Source organism: Nocardia vermiculata NBRC 100427 (assembly GCF_001613265.1).
Taxonomy (GTDB): Bacteria; Actinomycetota; Actinomycetes; order Mycobacteriales; family Mycobacteriaceae; genus Nocardia; species Nocardia vermiculata.
The window spans coordinates 127294-144160 of the sequence record NZ_BDCA01000002.1 but is presented as its reverse complement, the minus strand read 5'-3'; the positions used below and the strand labels follow the sequence as shown (position 1 = coordinate 144160).

The window sequence follows — 16867 nt, the reverse complement described above, 5'->3', positions numbered from 1 at the left end:
CCGCGCGCCGAAACGATCTTGTTGGCGTGGGGATTTTCGGGAGCGGGCCGCTGCGTGCACTGCCCGGGTCGGCTCACGCGCTGCGAGCAGTGCGCGAGCCGGCGCCGGGATCAGCGTTCGACGCGTCCGGAATCGCGGTCCCGGTAGCGCACATTCGGCCGCGGGTGCGGTGGAACGTCGCCCTGGGGCTGGGGACGGCCCCGGCGCGGCTTCGGCTCCGCGGCGGCCGCGCGCCTGCGTTCGGGCGTGGCGCGGTCCGTGGTTCGTGGATGGGGGGCCCCGGCAGGAACCTTCTGCGGCCGTTCGGCGGCAGGCTTTCCGCTCCGCCGTGCCGGGCGGCCGGGTTCGGCTTCGGGAGGTGCGGCCCGCTGGGGCTTGCGGGCGCCGCCGCGTTTGGCGGCCTGGGCTCGTTTGGCACCCTCGGCCCGTTTGGTGGTGGCGGCCCGTTTCGCCGTCTCGGCGCGGGCGGCGGTTTCCGGGCGCCGCTTGCGGTCGCGGGAATTACGGCGCAGCGTGTCGGCGGCTGCGGTGTCGCCGGCGCCGCGGCGGGTGCGGGCGGCCATCGCGGCGCGCGGATTCCAGCTGTCGCTCGCTCTGCGGCGTTCGCGCGCCGGGCGCGGCGCGGAATCCCCGTTGCGGTACAGCCATACCCGCAGCGCGCCGACGAGTAGGACCAGCACGGTGGCCAGCGCCATGGTCGGGAAGCGGTTGACCAGCGGGATGGCCAGGTTCAGCAGGATGTCCTTCACCGAGGTCGAGCTGTGTCCGGTGAGCTGCCAGTAGGCCATCGGGACGCCGACGAACAGCAGGATGGGCGGTGCCACCATGGTCGTGAACAGGCCGCGGTAGCGCACCACGCACGCTGCGATCAGACATCCGATGATGTAGAACGCGGCGAACACATGGGTCAGCTCCTTGCCGCTGTTCCCGGAGTCGAAGAAGAATCCGATGAAAGTGCACGCGACCGCGATCAATACCGCGGCGCCGGCGGGCACGCCGGGCACCGTAGGGATGATCGAGAGGTGCGATGCGGGTACATCGGATCGCTCGCGTTGGGTAGCTGCCACGTAAAGCACACTATCTGCCGCGGCCGGAACATGCGTCGAGGCCGGGCGCGGGAAGGTTTACTCGTTGGTGTCCGAGAAGCCTACTGCCCGTGGCCACGATTGCACGGGAGCAATTGCCGGGACCGCGCGGTCGCCGATATCCAGATCGTGCAGACGCCGCGCGGTGACCATCACCCGGGACTCGATCGACGCCACCGAGTGGTTGAAAGAGTCGACGGCCTTGCCGAGTTGAGTGCCGAGCTTGTCGAGATGGTTACCCGCCGTCGACAACCGGTTGTACAGCTCCCGCCCCAATTGCTGAATCGTTGCCATGTCATGTGACAGTGCTTCCTGTCGCCAGCCGAACGCGACGGTTCGCAGTAATGCGATGAGTGTGGTGGGAGTTGCGAGGATCACATTGCGGCCGAAAGCGTATTCGAGAAGCCCGGAATCGGCTGTCAGTGCGGCGTCCAGGAACGGATCGCCGGGGATGAACAGCACCACGAACTCGGGACCGGGATCGAACGCTTCCCAATAGGCCTTGCCGGAGAGCTGATCGATATGGCCGCGCAGGTGTTTGGCATGCCGGGCCAGCTGTTCGGTGCGCCGGCGCGGATCGGTCTCGGAGGTGGCGTCGAGATATGCGGTCAACGGAACCTTGGCGTCGACCACCAGTTGCCGACCACCGGCCAGCCGCACCACCAGGTCCGGGCGAATGGTGCCGTTGCGGCCGTTCGCGGTGACCTGGGTGTCGAAGTCGCAGTGCCGGGTCATGCCGGCCAGCTCGACGACTCGTTCCAGCTGGATTTCACCCCACCGCCCGCGCACCTGCGGTGCGCGCAGTGCGGAGACGAGCTGACCGGTCTGCGCGGACAACTGCTGGGAGAGCTGCTGCATGCCCGCGACCTGCTCACGAAGACCCGAGTACGCGTTGATGCGATTGTGCTCGACCTGCTGAATGTGCTGGTTCAGGGTGCCCAGCGCGTCGTGCAGTGGCGCGACCAGAGTCCCGATGGCCTGCGAATTGTGCCGCGCCGCATCCGCGCTCACCGCCCCCAGCGACTGCCGGACCAGCTCCTCGTTCCCCCGTAACGCCGCGAGCTCGGCCTCGGCAGCAGCAGTACGCTGCCCCGCCCGGGAGGCATGCGCCAGCCACCCGAGCGCCCCTCCCGCGCAGAACGCCAACAACAACGCAAACAGCATCGAAGCGGTCATAGCCCCAGATAGTGCCCTACACCACCGACAAGTTCACCGACCCCGGCAACTCCCCAGCGTGCGGTGCACAGCGAGCTCCCCACAAGCCACCGCCCCTACAGCCAGAAACACACCTGCCACGCCCGAACCATTCGAGGCACAGCTCCCCGAGAATGCTCCTATCCAAGGGTTTCGGCCCGCCTCGATTTTGGAGCGACGGAGGGAGGGAGCGAAGCGACCGACCGGAGGAGTGAAAAATCGAGGCCCAGGGGGCCGAAACCCCGCCGCAGCGAAGCGGAGGCCAAAAATACAGCAGCGAAGCGGAGGCAAATCAAACACTGTCGGTGGGATCGCTTAGCGTTCTACCCCATGCGGATGCTGCACACCTCGGATTGGCACATCGGTCGTACCTTCCATGGCGTGGACCTGCTCTCCGACCAGGCGCGTGTCCTGCAGTCCATTGCGGATCTGGTGGCGGAACACCAGGTGGACGTGGTTGTCGTTCCCGGTGACGTGTACGACCGCTCGATTCCGAGTGCGGATGCGATAGCGGTGTGCAACAGCGGGTTCGAGGCGATTCGTGCGGCGGGTGCGGTGATCGTCGCCACTTCGGGCAATCATGATTCGCCGACGCGGTTGGGGGCGCTGGGCAGTTTCGCCGCCGCTGGGGGGTTGCATCTGCGTACGTCGGTGGCGGATCTGGATCGTCCGGTGGTGTTGTCGGACGAGTACGGTCCGGTGGCGTTCTACGGGATCCCGTATCTGGAGCCGGAGATCACCCGAGTGGATCTGGATGTGCCGCAGGCGCGTTCGCATGCGGAGATTCTGGATGCGGCGTTGGCGCGTATTCGTGCTGATCAGGACATGCGTGCGGGGGCTCGGTCGGTGGTGTTGGCGCATGCGTTCGTGGTCGGTGGGGAGACGACGGGGTCGGAGCGTTCGATCGCGGTGGGCGGGGTGGAGACGGTGTCGTTGAGCGTGTTCGACGGTGTGGATTATGTTGCGCTGGGGCATTTGCATTCACCGCAGACCTTGTCGGAGTCGGTGCGGTATTCGGGTTCGCCGTTGCCGTATTCGTTCGGGGAGCGCTCGCATCGCAAGGCGGTGTGGATGGTGGATCTGGACGCGGACGGTCTGGTATCGGTGCAGCGCCACGAATTGCCGCAGGTGCGTGGTTTGACGCAGTTGCACGGTGAGCTGGCGGAATTGTTGTCGGGCGCCGAGTATGCCGAGGCATGCGACGATTACGTGTCCGCGGTACTGACCGATCACGCGCGTCCGGTGGATGCGCTCCGTAAGTTGCGGGAGCGGTTTCCGCATGCGGTGCATGTGGAATGGTCCCGCCCGGATGCGGATACGCCGCTGCGGTATCGGGAGCGGGTGCGTGGGCGCGGTGATGGCGAGATCGCGCGTAGTTTTCTCTCGGATGTGCGTGGTGAGCCCACACCGAGTGAGATGGCTTTGATGGAGCAGGCGTTGTCGGTGGCGCGGCGCGAGCCGGAGGCGGAAGCCACAGCCGGATCGGCCCGTGCCGGGGAGGTTTCGGCATGAGTGGTGCGGTGGCGGCATGAAGTTGCATCGGCTGGAGTTGACGGCGTTCGGCCCGTTCGCCGCGACTACCCGGGTGAATTTCGACGAACTCGGTGGTGACGGCTTGTTTCTGCTGCACGGACATACCGGTGCGGGCAAGACGACGGTGCTGGACGCGATCGCTTTCGCCTTGTACGGCCGGGTGCCGGGGGCGCGCGGGGAGAGCAAGCGGTTGCACTCCGATCACGCCGACCCGCAGACGCCACCACGGGTGGTGCTGGAGGCGACGCTGGGCGGTCGGCGGTTGCGATTGATCCGGTCGCCGGAGTTCGAGCGACCGAAGAAGCGTGGCACGGGGACGCTGTTGCAGCAGGCGTCGGCGACGTTGGAGTGGCTGGACGGGCGGGGGCAGAATTTGTCCCGGATTCCCGATATCGGCGACGAGGTGGGTCGGTTGCTGGGGATGAGCGCCGATCAGTTCTTTCAGGTGGTGTTGTTGCCGCAGGGGGATTTCGCGCGTTTCCTGCGTTCGGACAACGAGGAGCGCGAGAAGTTGCTCGAGCGCCTGTTCGATACGGCTCGTTTCGGCGCCGCGGAGGCGTGGCTGCAGCAGCGCCGCCGGGACAGTGCCGCGCGGTTGGACACTCACCTCGGCGGTGTCGACCGGCTGATCGGGCAGGTGGCGGTCACGGCAGGCCTGGGGCAGGCGGAGACGGTCGATTCGCAGGATGCGGTCGAATGGTCGGAACGGTTGCTGACGCAGGCGCGTGCCGCCGCGTCCCAGGCGGAGGCGGAGTTGGCGCGCTGCCGCCGCGATTCGACGCGGCAGCTCGCCGCCGCCGAGGAACAGCGGCGCATCCGGGAGCATCGTGAGCGTGGTGTCCTCGCGCGCCGGCAGCTCGACGAGTACACCGCCACGGCAACGGATCGGGAACGTGTTCAGGCAGATCTGGAGCGGTCGCGCCGGGTCGAACCGGTGGCGTCGGCGCTGGACGAGGCGCGTGCGGCTGCGGCGACGTTGCGGCGGCGCACCGAGTCGGTGCGGGACTGCGCCGAGCGGCTGGCGGCGGCGGTGCTGGAACCGGAGAGTGCGGAGCTTCCCGGAACCCGTTGGGCAGCAGCGGATCTGGCTTCCGGCGAGTTGCGGGACACCGACTTGGCCGAAGAGTTGTCGGCGCTGCCAGGGGTCGACGAGGTGGGGGCGTGCGACGACGGCTGCCGGGACGGTGTCGGCGGTGACGCCGGGAACGGCGGCGGCGCGGGACCTGCCGGTGCAGCCGGTACCCCCGATGGGGATGCCGAGGTTGTGGACGGGGCGACGATCGGGGCCTCGGCTCCGACCGACGCTCCGGCGGGTACTCGGGCGGCTGTGTCCGGGGGGAGCTCGCCGCTGCCCGGGAACGCCTCCGAAGGCGTCGAAGAGGGTGCGTCCGCGGACGAATCAGCTGCCCTGGAGTTGTTCTCGCTGGACCTGGTCGCCGGGGCGCGGCGCGACACCGGCCCGGATTCGGCCCCGGGCGCAGGTGCTCCGCAGGGCGCGCAGGGGAGGTGGGCTTCCAATCGTTCGGCGAACCGGGAGCAGCGGCAGTCGTCGGAATCCCCGCATACCGTTGGAGCGTCGCTCCTGGCCGATTCGTGCCCGGACCCGGACCGGAGCGACTCGCCGGATTTGTCCCGGTCCACGAGTGCGGAGCACCTGTCGGCTCCGCGCGGGATGGATGTGGCCGTGCAGCGCTGGTCCGCGCAGATCGGCTCGCTCGAGGCGGTCCGTGCCGACGCTGAGGCCGTCGGCCGACTGTCGAGCGAATTAGCCGGTCTGCGTTCGGATTCCGCGAAGATCACCGAAGAGTTGGCGCAGCTGTCGGACGAGCGTGAGCAGCTGCCGGGGGCGATCGAAGCAGCGGAGGCGGCGCTGCGGGAGGCCGCCGACGCGAAGGCGGCGCTACCGGGCTGGGAACGCGAACGCGCCGATCTGAGCGCCGCCGCCGAGGCTGCGGTGGAGCTGGTGCGTCAGCGGGAGGAATTGACCACCGCGACAGCAGAATTCGAGCAGGCTCGGGCGGCACATACCGATGCTCGTGAACGCACCCTCGACATCCGGGAGCGTCGCCTGGCGGGAATGGCGGCCGAACTGGCGGGCGGGCTGGTCGAGGGGCAGCCGTGTGGGGTGTGCGGCTCCGCCGAACATCCGGCTCCGGCGCACCCCGCCGAGGTGACGGTCGCGAAAGCCGATGAAGAGCGGGCGGTGCATGCGGAACGTGCGGCGGAGACCCGGCGTGACCGGGCCCTGGCCCACCGCACGGATCTGGAGCGCCGGATCGAACTACTCGTCGAACGTGGCGGTGACGGTGATCGCGCCGAACTCGCCGCCTCGCTCACCGCGGCCGCGGAACGGGTACGGGCAGCGCGTACCCGGGCCGAAACGGCGGACGAGTCGGCCGCCGAGCTCACGCGGTTACGGGCCCGGGAGACCGACCTGAATACCCGCCGGCGTGATCTGGAGGGCCGCGGCACCGCGGTGCAGGAGCGGATCGTGTCCACCGACCGGCGCCTCGCCGAACTCACCGAGCGGGTGCGCGCCGCCGCGGGCGCCGATCTCACGGTCGAACGCCGCCGTACCCGGCTGGAAGCGCTCATCGCCGATGCGGGGGAGCTGCTCGCCGCCCGCGTCGAAGCGGCCGGCGCCGAGGATCAGTTCGCCGATTTCGCCCGCCGGGTCGAACACGCGGCCCGTGCCGCGGGACTGACGGCAGGAGACTCACCGACCGGTCCGGGCGGTGCTGCGTCGAGCCCGCACGGCGCTGTTTCCGGTCCGAATGGCACGGTCGCTGCGCGCGGTACGCACTCCGGTCCGGACGAACCGGCTGTCGGTGCATCCGGCGCCACGACCGGGCTGCGGGATTCCGCCGCGAATGTGGCGGATTCGGTGGCAGGGATCCGGGATCGTGAGCGCACCGCGCCCGATACCGCTGTGCTGGCCGCCTATGCGAAAGCCGTTGCCGCAGCAACCCTGTCATCCCAACGGCAGGCCGACATCGAAACAGAACTGGTCGCCGCGGATCGGCGGCGGGCCCATGCCGAGGCAGTCCTGGACGAACCCGAGGTCCGTGCCGCTGCGGCGGCACCTCCGGTCGATCTCCCGGCGCTAGAGGATGCGGTCGTGCAGGCTCGCCGGGCGTTGGACGCCGCGGTCGCGGCGCACGCCGAATGCACTCGTCGCGTCGATCAACTCGAGGAGTTGGCCGGCCAGCTCTGGTCGGCGGCGGACCGCATCGCCCCGATGCAGCGCGCCCATCTCGAACTGGAGGGGCTGGCCCAGGTGGTGGCGGGCCGTGGCGAGAACAACCGGCACATGTCGTTGCGTTCCTATGTGCTCGCGGCGCGGCTGGAGGAAGTGGCGGTCGCCGGGTCGGCACGGTTGCGCCGGATGTCGGGAGGCCGTTACGAATTCGTCCATTCCGATGCTGCCGGCCCGCGTGGCCGCCGGGGCGGTCTCGGCCTGGATATCCGCGACGACTACACCGGTGCGATTCGTCCCGCGAAAACCCTGTCCGGCGGCGAAACCTTCATGGCGTCGCTGTCGCTCGCACTCGGGTTGGCCGATGTTGTTGCGGCCGAGTCCGGCGGTCTGATGCTCGACACCCTGTTCATCGACGAGGGGTTCGGCAGCCTCGACGCCGACACTCTCGACGCCGTCATGGGTGTACTGGACGAACTGCGTTCCAGGGGAAGGGTTGTCGGTGTGGTGAGCCATGTCGACGAGATGCGCCAGCGTATCCCCAGCCGGCTGCACGTGATCCGGGAGCCGACGGGTTCGCGGCTCCGGACCATCGTCGTCTGATCGGTGTCCCTGGATCGGCAACGGCCGCACCGTCTCGGGCCATCCCGGCACCCCGGGCGGCCTCTCGGGGCTCAGCCGGCGCCAGCTCCTGCCGCCGGTCCGGCCTTCCGTTCGTGCGCGAGTAACCACCGCTTACAGGCGAGCCCCCAGCGGAATCCGCCCAGCGAACCGTCGGTGCGCAGGATGCGGTGACACGGGACGAACAGCGCCGTCGCATTGCGTGCGCATGCGTTGGCGGCGGCTCGGGTGGCGTCCGGCCGTCCGGATCGGCGGGCGAACTCGGTGTAGGTGAGTGGATCCCCGGCGGGAACCTTCCGCAGTACCGACCAGGCGTGTTCGAGGAACGGCCCGGAACGCTGCCGCACGGCCACGGTGTCGATGGCGTCCCATTCACCTTCGTGATACCGCTCCACGATCTCGGTGACCTCACCGAGTGCGTCGTAGCGGCGCAGCGCGGCGGGCCGCAGCGTGGGATGGACGACCGCACGCAGCTTCTCCGCGTCGGAGGTCCAGCCGGAGGCCAGAACCGCACCGTCCGCGTCGAGGATCACGGTGAACGGCCCGATCGGCGTCGGGACGGCCGCGTAGTCTGCGGCGGTCATCGGCGTGCGCTCAGGTTCGCGGCCAGCTGCCGGTTGGCAGCCGGGGCGGCCCCGCGCGCGAACCCGAGTGGCCGGGCGGCCGGTACTCCGCCCGCGTGACCACGTTCGGACAGTGCGCGTTTCCACAGGTGCATGGACAGATACGACCGCCACGGCGCCCAGCGCGAGGTGTCGGAGAGGTCGACGCCGAGGTGAGCCGCACCCTGGCGGACCACGAGGTCGGTATGCAGCATGGTGTCCGGATCGGCGAGTAGTCGCATGGTCACGTAGTCGGCGGTCCACGGGCCGACCCCCTCGAGTGCGAGCAGTTCCCGTCGCACATCGGCCGCGGTGCGTCCGGCGTGCAGGTGCAGGTCTCCGGAGGCCAAGGCCCGGGCTGCCCCCACGATCGAGGAGATGCGGCGAGCCGGGCCGGTGAGCACATCGGCTCCACGTTCGGCGATGGCCTCGGCGGTGGGGAACAAGCGCGGAATGGCGCCACCGACGTTGTCGCCGAGCGCGTCGACCAGCCGAGCGGTGTGCGTGGTGGCCGCCGAGACCGAGATCTGCTGCCCGATCATGGTGCGCAGCAACAACTCCGGTGCGTCGACGCAGCCGGGCACCCGGATGCCGGGACTGAGTGCGGTCGCGCCGGGACCGAAGCCTGCCCGCAGTGCCGCGTCGATACCGACCGGGTCGGCGTCGAGGTCGAGGAGGTGGCGCACGCGGGCGACGGTAGGTGCCAGGTCGCGCATATCGTGCAGGGTCAGGCCCGCGCGGACGTGGCCGGGCTGGATACTCGCGCGCACGGTGGCGTGGCCGTGCGGGGTGCGCATGCTGCGGGTGTACACCCCGTCCTCCCAGCTCTCCAGACCGGGCACGGCGTGTGCGCCCAGGAACCATTCGAGCCAGCGCGCGTCCAGCGGTTCCCGGTAGGGCAGACGCAGTGTGAGGATGCCGCCGGTCGCGGGCAGGGTGTCGCCGCGCAGCCGCCGGGCCTCGTCACGCAATACCGTCGGGCTGACCACGAACACTTCACGAACGGTGTCGTTGAACTGACGGATGCTGGCGAAGCCGGCCGCGAAGGCGATGTCGGACATGGGCATTCGCGTGGTCTGGATGAGCAGGCGTGCGGTGTGGGCGCGATGGGCACGAGCCAGTGCCAGCGGGCCGGCGCCCAGCTCGGCGGTGAGTACACGGGTCAGTTGGCGCTGGGAATAACCGAGTTCGGCGGCCAGGCCGGGCACGCCCTTGCGTTCGATCACTCCGTCGGCGATCAACCGCATCGCCCGCGCGGCGAGGTCGGCACGGGTGTTCCACAGCGGGGAGCCGGGGGCGGCGTCGGGCAGGCAGCGGCGGCAGGCGCGGAACCCGTGATGCTGTGCGGCGGCCGCCGTCGGTAGGAACGTGACATTCGTGCGCTTCGGAGTGATAGCAGGACACGATGGCCGACAGTAGATGCCGGTAGTGCGCACCGCGGTGAAGAATTGCCCGTCGAACCGGGCGTCCCGGGTCGCTACCGCTCGATAACAGCGCTCGAAGTCCAGACCGTTCACACTCACGTGGTCCACCTTGTCAGCCGGAGCGCGACCGCGCTAGCGGTAAACAGACAACTACACAGGTTGGCCAACGTTTCATAGACATGTGGAATTGCTATTACTTGCGAGACAGCTGAGAGCTATCGGGTATAACACCCGCAAAACGGGGTTTTATGCAGTGGGGTAACGGATTTCGCGTGGCGTGTCCGGCCGGTGCCGAGATCTCGCGTAGTTCGATGTCCGGGGGATCCCCGGTGCGGCGCCCGAGGAGATGCGTACCACGCATGACCTCGGGCGCCGCTCGCTGCTGCCGAGAGGGCAGCGTGACCGTCTCAGCAGCACCTGGTGCCGGGATTGCGGTCGGCCGCGGCATGCCGCTCCCGCCAGAACTCGCCCTCGGTAGGGATCGGCCGCTCCGGATGGACGCGTCGCAGATGCGCCACGTACCGGTCGTAGTCCTGTCCGCCGAGGACGGCGTTCATATACCGAGCCACCGCACTCACCGCCCGCCACGGGGCGCGCAGGATCGCGGCCGCGCGCGTCAGGGAGCGGGGTCCGGCGTCGACGTGTGCGCCGCCCCGGGCACCTTCACCGCTCCCGCGTGCTCCAGTTCCGCCCATTCGCGCTGTACCTCCTTCTCCTCCTTGGTTGCGAGGAAGCCGGCGGGGCCGAAGATCTTCGACGGCAGCTCCGGGGTCTCGGTCGTCTCGCCGCCACCGCGGCGGGCCGCCCGCACACAGACCAGCACGCCGACCACCGCGACGATCAGAACCAGCACCGCGAAGACGATCGACAGGGTGCCCTGGATGAAGGTATTGCGGATCACCTTGTCCATATCGGCCATGGTCTTCGCGGGCGCGATCAGCTGCCCGGCGTCGCGGGCCGCGCTGTAGTTGTGGTGCTGAGTCCAGTATCCGATGTTCTCGTCACCGGAGAAGATCTTCTGCCAGGAGGCCGTCATGGTGACCACGAGGTCGAAGGCCAGCGGCACCGCCGGTATCCAGGCCCACTTCAACAGCCCCTTCTTCACCACGATCACCAGCACCACCGTCAGTGCTATCGCGGCCAGTAGCTGATTGGCGATGCCGAACAGCGGATACAACGTGTAGATACCGCCGAGTGGATCGGTCACACCCATCAGCAGCACCGAACCCCAGGCCGCCACCACGATCAGCGTGCACAGCCAGGCGCCCGGACGCCAGGACGGATCCTTGAATTTGCGGGCCGGCCCACCGAGATTGCCGAGGGTGTCCGACAGCATGAAGCGGGCGACACGGGTGCCGGCGTCGATCGTGGTGAGGATGAACAGCGCCTCGAACATGATCGCGAAGTGGTACCAGAACGACTTCATGGCGGTGCCGCCGATGAAGCTGTGCATCACCTCGGCCATGCCGACCGCGAGTGTCGGCGCGCCACCGGTACGCGAGTAGACCGCCTCCTCACCCACATCGGAGGCGGCCTGCTCCAACTCGTTCGCGGTGATCGGAGTGCCACCCAGGCCGAGTGAGTTGACCTTGTCCGCGGCCTCCTGCGCGCTGCCGAGCCCGCTGGTGTTCATCGCGAAATACAGATGCTGGTCGAGGATGCTCGCGGCGATGATCGCCATCACTGCCACGAACGATTCCATCAGCATGCCGCCGTAGCCGATCATGCGTGCCTGCGACTGCTTTTCCAGCAGCTTCGGTGTGGTTCCCGACGAGACCAGCGCGTGGAATCCCGACAGCGCACCGCAGGCGATGGTGATGAACAGGAACGGGAACAGGCTGCCGGCGAATGCGGGGCCGTCGGAATTGCCCGCGAACTGCGAGACCGCAGGTGCCTGCAGTACCGGCATGGTGATCAGGACACCGAGCGCGAGCAGCACGATGGTACCGACCTTCATGAAGGTCGACAGATAGTCGCGCGGGGCCAGCAGCAACCACACCGGCAGCACCGAGGCGATGAAGCCGTAGATGATCAGCATCCACGCGATGGTGGTGCCCGACAGGGTGAACAGGTCACGACCCCAGCCGGATTCGGAGACCCAGCGCCCGGAAATGATGGCCAGCAGCAGCAAGGCGAAACCGACCAGCGAGATCTCGCCGACCTTGCCCGGCCGCAGGTAGCGCAGATACAGACCCATCAGCAGTGCGATCGGGATGGTCATCGCGATCGAGAACACGCCCCACGGGCTGCCGCCGTGCAGTTGCCCGTCGGCGCCCTCCTTCGCGGCCAGCGCATTGACCACCACGATGCCGAGCACGGCCAGCAGGATGACCATGATGACCAGGACCGCGACCAGTGCCGCGACACCGCCCACCGGGCCGAGTTCGTCCCGCGCCATCTGCCCGAGGCTGCGGCCGCGCCGCTTCACCGAGGCCCACAGCACCAGATAGTCCTGCACCGCACCGGCCACGACCACGCCGATCACGATCCACAGCGTGCCCGGCAGGTACCCCATCTGTGCCGCGAGAATGGGCCCGACCAACGGTCCCGCGCCCGCGATGGCGGCGAAGTGGTGGCCGAACAGGACGCGGCGGTCCATCGGCATGTAGTCGGTGCCGTTTTCGAGTTCTTCTGCGGGGGTGGCGGTGTCGTCCCGTGGCTTGGTGATCTTCCATTCGATCAGCCGCGAATAGAACTGGTAGGCGAGAATGTAGGTGGCCACCGCGGCGATCACGATCCATACCGCGTTCACGCTCTCACCGCGAGCAATGGCGAGGATCGCCCACGCCACCGCGCCGACGATCGCTATGACGGCGAAGATCCCCTTCTTCGCGGGGGTCATGCGCCGGCGATCCACGACCCCGACGGGAGGTAGGTCCGGCTCGGTTCGGAGGTATTCGATGGTCGCCATGCGAGCTACTCTCCCGTGCTGTCGCGTACGTACTTGCGTGTCCGGCTCGCCGGTTTCGACCGATGCCCGGACGGACACAACGTAGTCGAACCGACCGGCCGATCATTCCACTTCGGTGCAGACGAGGCAGCGGACCCCGTGGCTGATACCCGCGCATATCGCCGTGATAAGGGATCGTGCGGCAGCGAACCCGCAGGTGGTCGCGTGTCGAGCGCCTCGGGTCGGAGTTTCCGTCCGTAAGCTGACCGCGCTGATTCACGGTCGGTGCCGCACCCGGTGCCGAAAGGGCTGGGGAGTCGGGCCGAGCGGGCCCGGGTCGACCGGCCGCCGCCTCACAACGCTGTGCGAAGGAGGTTCGTGGTTTCGCGGCACACTACTCGGACTTCGCGGCACCGTGCCGTGGTGTCGCGGCGTACAGCCCTGCGCTCGGTCGCTGCGGCCGCCGCCGCGACTGCGGTGTCCGGGGGATGCGCGGGCGACGACGACGCACTCACCTTCTTCTTCCAGGCGCGCCCGGAGGAAGCCCGCGCCCGCCGGCGGATCATCGCCGAATTCGGCAAACGTCGCCCGGACATCAAGATTCGGACGGTCCTCTCGGGTCCGGATCCGCTCCAGCAGATGCTGACCTATTGTGCGGGCGGCAAATGCCCCGACGTACTGATGGCATGGGAAATGCTGTACGCCGGTCTGGCCGAACGCGGCGTATTGCAGGACCTGCACGTTCCGCTGGCGGGCGAGCCGGCGTTCGCCGAGCGTCTCCGCGCCGACGGTTACGCACCGCTCTACGACACCTTCACCTACCGCGGCGGCCAGTACGCACTGCCGGAGCAGTGGTCCGGAGTTTTCCTCTACTACAACCGGAAACTGTTCGACGAGGCCGGAATACAACCACCGTCACGGTGGTCCGGTAGCTGGACCTTCGACGAGTTCCTCACCGCCGCACGCACGCTCACCCGGCGCTCCGGCGGTCGCGTGCAACAGTGGGGATTCGTCGACGGCTGGGTTCCCTACTATTCCGCGGCCTGCTTCGCGATGAACAACGGGGCCCGCTGGTTCGATCGCCCGAAGAACCCCACCCACACCCTGATGGGTGATCCGCGCTTCGCGGAGGGCTTCGGTTTCTATGCCGACCTGGCGGTGCGCCACGGTGTCGCACCCACCAACGCCGACCGGCAGTCGCTCACGGCATCCGATGTTTTCGCCCGCGGTAAGGCGGCGATGCTCCTGGGCGGGCATTGGCTGTACTCGGAGCTGATCACGCACGACGACCTCGAGTTCGATGTCACCGCGCTACCGGTCGGACCGCACGGCGGCCCGGACGCGGTGACCGATGTCGGATGTACCGGGCTCGCGATCGCGGCCGGCAGTCGCAAACGCGATCAGGCCTGGGAATTCGTCAAGTTCGCCACCGGCCCCGAGGGGCAGGCGCTGATCGCCGAATCCGGCCTGTTCGTGCCGGTGCTGCGCTCGGCCATGGCCGCACCCGGCTTCGCCGCCGCACATCGCGACGTGCACAACCGGGAGATCTTCACCGACGGCCCCGCGCACTCGCGACAGCTGGCGGTGACTCCGGTCTGGGGAAAGGTCGATTCGCTGCTCTCCCGCAGCTGCGACCGGGTGCTGCGCGGAGCGGCGTCGGCCGGTTCGCTCGCTGATACCGCCGCGGATGTGAACCGGTTGCTCCAGGAGCCGGTGTGAGTACGGGCGCGGGGGTCGGGCGAACGGATGCGGCTTCGGGCGGGGCGGTGCGCTCGAATGGGCGGCCGCGCGCGGACGACGAGACGGACCAGGCTTGCGGGATCGGTTCGTTCCGTAGCAGCGCTGCGGAACTGAAGTCCGAAACGGCCGGTGCGGGCGGGTATTCGGGCGGCCGTCCCTTCCGTCGTGCCGACCGCGGCAAGCACCGCAGAGTGCGCAGGACCACCCGGTCGGCGGTAGACCGCATGCGCGCGCGGGCCGGGATGCGTTTCGTGGCACCGAATCTCGCCGCAGTGGGGTTGTTTCTCCTATTTCCCCTGGGCTTCTCGCTCTACCTGAGCGTCCACTCGTGGGATCTGTTCAGCCCCATGCGTTTCGTGGGACTGGGGAACTTCCGCAGGCTGTTCGACGATCCGCTGTTCTATATCGCATTGCGCAACACCGCGATGTTCACCGTGCTGACCTTGATTCCCACGGTGGTGATCAGCGCGGGTGTGGCCGCTGCGCTGAACCGGAAGCTGCGGGGGATCGGCCTGTTCCGCACCTTCGCATTCCTGCCGCTGGCCGCGTCGACGGTGGCGATGGCGGTGGTGTGGCGATTCCTGTTCGCTGCCGACGACGGGCTGATCAACCGGGCGCTGGGCGTGCTCGGAATCGGTGAGGTGCCGTGGCTGAGTGACCCGAATTGGGCGCTGGTGGCCTTGAGCATCGTGACGGTGTGGAAGAGCGTTCCGTTCGCCACCGTCATCCTGCTCGCCGCCATGCAGGGCGTACCCGAGAACCTGTACGAGGCGGCGCGGATCGACGGCGCCGGGCCGTGGCGGCGGTTTCGTTCGATCACGGTGCCGTTGATTCGCGGCGCGCTGTCGTTCGTCTTCGTCATCACGATCATCAATACCGTCCAGGCATTCGACCAGGCCTATGCCCTCACCGGAGGGGAGGGCGCACCGGAGACCGGCACCTACGTACTGGGAATCATGCTGTTCCAGAATGCTTTCCGCTTCTACGAGGTGGGATATGCCGCCGCACTGGCGTGGGTGATGTTCGCATTGCTGCTGGTGATCACGGTCGTCCAGCTGTGGTTGTCGCGCCGGGAGGAGCTGTCGTGAGAATCTCGACACAGGCCGCCGGCGCGGTGGTGCCCGCGGACGCCGGCAGATCGGGGCCCGGTATTGCGCAACGCGCCATCGTACGCCGGACCGTGCGCGGGACGGCCTGGTATCTGGCCCTCGTCCTCGTCTCCTGGTGTGCGATCGGTCCGATTCTGTGGGCGCTGGCCGCATCACTGAAATCCGAAGGTGAGATCAGCGATCCGAATCCGTTGCCGACCACTGCGCGCTGGTCGAACTACGGTGAGGTGTTCGATCTGCTCCCACTGGGCCGCATGCTGGCCAACACCGCGATCTACGCCGGCTGTGTCACGGCCGGTCAGGTCTTGTTCTGCTCGCTGGCCGGTTATGCCTTCGCCCGCCTCCGGTTTCCAGGACGTGATGTGCTGTTCGTCGCCTATCTGGCCACGTTGATGGTGCCGCTGACGGTCACGGTGATCCCGCAGTTCCTGCTGATGCGGGCCTTCGGCTGGGTCGACACCCCGTGGGCGATGATCGTTCCCGGCCTCTTCGGCTCCGCCTTCGGCACCTACCTCATGCGCCAGTTCTTCCGTACCCTCCCCGAGGAACTGGAGGAGGCCGCGATCCTCGACGGCTGCACCATCTGGCAGACCTATTGGCGGATCCTGGTACCGCAGGCCCGCCCCGCGATCATGGTGCTGGCGGTCCTCACCTGGATCACGGTGTGGAACGACTTCCTGTGGCCGCTGGTGATGATTCAGCGCAACGACATCTCCACTGTCACTGTGGGTTTGGTACGGCTGCAGGGGCAGTACCACACCGATTGGCCGTTGTTGATGGCCGCGGCGCTGATCGTGCTGCTGCCATTGCTGGTGGTATATCTGTTCGCCCAGAAGGCTTTCGTACGTGGCATCGCCCAGTCCGGGATGGGCGGCCGCTGAACGGCCGCCGGTCGGGCGCCGCTGGTTCAGCGGGTGCGTTCGTAGTGGCGGCGTGCCTTTTCCCGGTTTCCGCAGGCCGCCATCGAGCACCAGCGGGCGCGGTTGGCGCGGCTGCGGTCGAGCAGGAACAGGTGGCACTCGGCATTGGCGCACGGACGCAGCCGGCCGGGGAGTTGCTGCTCCGTGTGCGCCCAGGCGAGTACCGCCTCGACCGCCAATCGTGCATGCGGTGGTGTCGTGAGTATCCAGTGCAGACCGTCGGATGTGATCTCAGGGGTTTGACCGACTCCTTCCAACAGTGCGTTCAGCGCTTCGCGCGAACGCTGCCCGCACACGACATCGCGCAACAGATCGCGTGTTTCGCGTAGTAGCGCCAGTTCTGCGAGGCTGCCGTCGCCGCCGTGGTCCCGTGCCCACCGACGGCCCACGTCCGAATCGCCGAGCGCGTCCTGTTCCACCCCCTTGACCAGTGGCCTGCTGTTGAGCAGATCCAACAGCACGTCCATCGGGCACCACTCCTATCTAACCGTATTGGATCAATTGACAGGTTAGCTCACGGGGTGTTTGAATGAAAATACCTAACCGCATCAAC

12 protein-coding genes are annotated in these 16867 nt (G+C 68.1%); 5 read left to right on the top strand and 7 right to left on the bottom strand.

Annotation, left to right across the window (positions count from 1 at the left end; translation table 11 throughout):
* Nucleotides 1-110: 110 nt before the first annotated feature.
* A complete protein-coding gene (locus NV2_RS04305) occupies nucleotides 111-1067 on the bottom strand; it encodes a DUF6542 domain-containing protein (RefSeq protein WP_084473861.1) in 957 nt (318 codons plus the stop codon).
* A gap of 57 nt (nucleotides 1068-1124) precedes the next feature.
* The gene (locus NV2_RS04300) at nucleotides 1125-2261 is read right to left on the bottom strand and encodes a DNA recombination protein RmuC (protein ID WP_067869668.1); all 1137 of its coding nucleotides are present in this window, start codon (nucleotides 2259-2261) and stop codon (nucleotides 1125-1127) included.
* Nucleotides 2262-2609: 348 nt separating this feature from the next.
* Here NV2_RS04300 and NV2_RS04295 point away from each other — a divergent pair, with 348 nt between their 5' ends.
* Nucleotides 2610-3791: an exonuclease SbcCD subunit D gene (locus NV2_RS04295; RefSeq protein WP_067869664.1), complete on the top strand. Its 1182-nt coding sequence runs from the start codon at nucleotides 2610-2612 to the stop codon at nucleotides 3789-3791.
* 16 nt (nucleotides 3792-3807) lie between these two features.
* On the top strand, nucleotides 3808-7611 hold the full coding sequence (locus tag NV2_RS04290; RefSeq protein WP_067869662.1) for an AAA family ATPase: 3804 nt from the start codon (nucleotides 3808-3810) through the stop codon (nucleotides 7609-7611).
* Nucleotides 7612-7682: 71 nt separating this feature from the next.
* On the opposite strand, the gene NV2_RS04285 is transcribed toward NV2_RS04290, so the two are convergent.
* The 4 genes from NV2_RS04285 to NV2_RS04275 form a co-directional block, all read right to left on the bottom strand.
* Nucleotides 7683-8213, bottom strand: a complete 531-nt coding sequence (locus NV2_RS04285) for a methylated-DNA--[protein]-cysteine S-methyltransferase (protein WP_067869659.1) — start codon at nucleotides 8211-8213, stop codon at nucleotides 7683-7685.
* A complete protein-coding gene (locus NV2_RS04280; protein ID WP_373863533.1) occupies nucleotides 8210-9754 on the bottom strand; it encodes an AlkA N-terminal domain-containing protein in 1545 nt (514 codons plus the stop codon). Before NV2_RS04280 ends, NV2_RS04285 begins: the two co-directional genes overlap by 4 nt.
* Nucleotides 9755-10062: 308 nt before the next feature.
* Nucleotides 10063-10350 (bottom strand): YbdD/YjiX family protein, encoded by a 288-nt coding sequence (locus tag NV2_RS32115; protein ID WP_084473959.1) that lies wholly within the window; start codon nucleotides 10348-10350, stop codon nucleotides 10063-10065.
* A complete protein-coding gene (locus tag NV2_RS04275) occupies nucleotides 10272-12566 on the bottom strand; it encodes a carbon starvation CstA family protein (RefSeq protein ID WP_067869655.1) in 2295 nt (764 codons plus the stop codon). Before NV2_RS04275 ends, NV2_RS32115 begins: the two co-directional genes overlap by 79 nt.
* A 399-nt stretch (nucleotides 12567-12965) precedes the next feature.
* Between NV2_RS04275 and NV2_RS04270 the strand changes: the two genes are divergently transcribed.
* The 3 genes from NV2_RS04270 (at nucleotide 12966) to NV2_RS04260 (ending at nucleotide 16275) form a co-directional block, all read left to right on the top strand.
* The gene (locus tag NV2_RS04270; RefSeq protein ID WP_067869652.1) at nucleotides 12966-14264 is read left to right on the top strand and encodes an ABC transporter substrate-binding protein; all 1299 of its coding nucleotides are present in this window, start codon (nucleotides 12966-12968) and stop codon (nucleotides 14262-14264) included.
* Nucleotides 14265-14509: 245 nt separating this feature from the next.
* Nucleotides 14510-15373 (top strand): carbohydrate ABC transporter permease, encoded by an 864-nt coding sequence (locus tag NV2_RS04265; RefSeq protein WP_067870305.1) that lies wholly within the window; start codon nucleotides 14510-14512, stop codon nucleotides 15371-15373.
* A gap of 62 nt (nucleotides 15374-15435) precedes the next feature.
* Nucleotides 15436-16275 carry a carbohydrate ABC transporter permease gene (locus NV2_RS04260; RefSeq protein WP_067870303.1) on the top strand — a complete coding sequence of 280 codons (840 nt, stop codon included), beginning with the start codon at nucleotides 15436-15438 and terminating at the stop codon, nucleotides 16273-16275.
* Between the two features lie 26 nt (nucleotides 16276-16301).
* On the opposite strand, the gene NV2_RS04255 is transcribed toward NV2_RS04260, so the two are convergent.
* The gene (locus NV2_RS04255; protein WP_067869649.1) at nucleotides 16302-16781 is read right to left on the bottom strand and encodes a CGNR zinc finger domain-containing protein; all 480 of its coding nucleotides are present in this window, start codon (nucleotides 16779-16781) and stop codon (nucleotides 16302-16304) included.
* Nucleotides 16782-16867 lie beyond the last annotated feature (86 nt).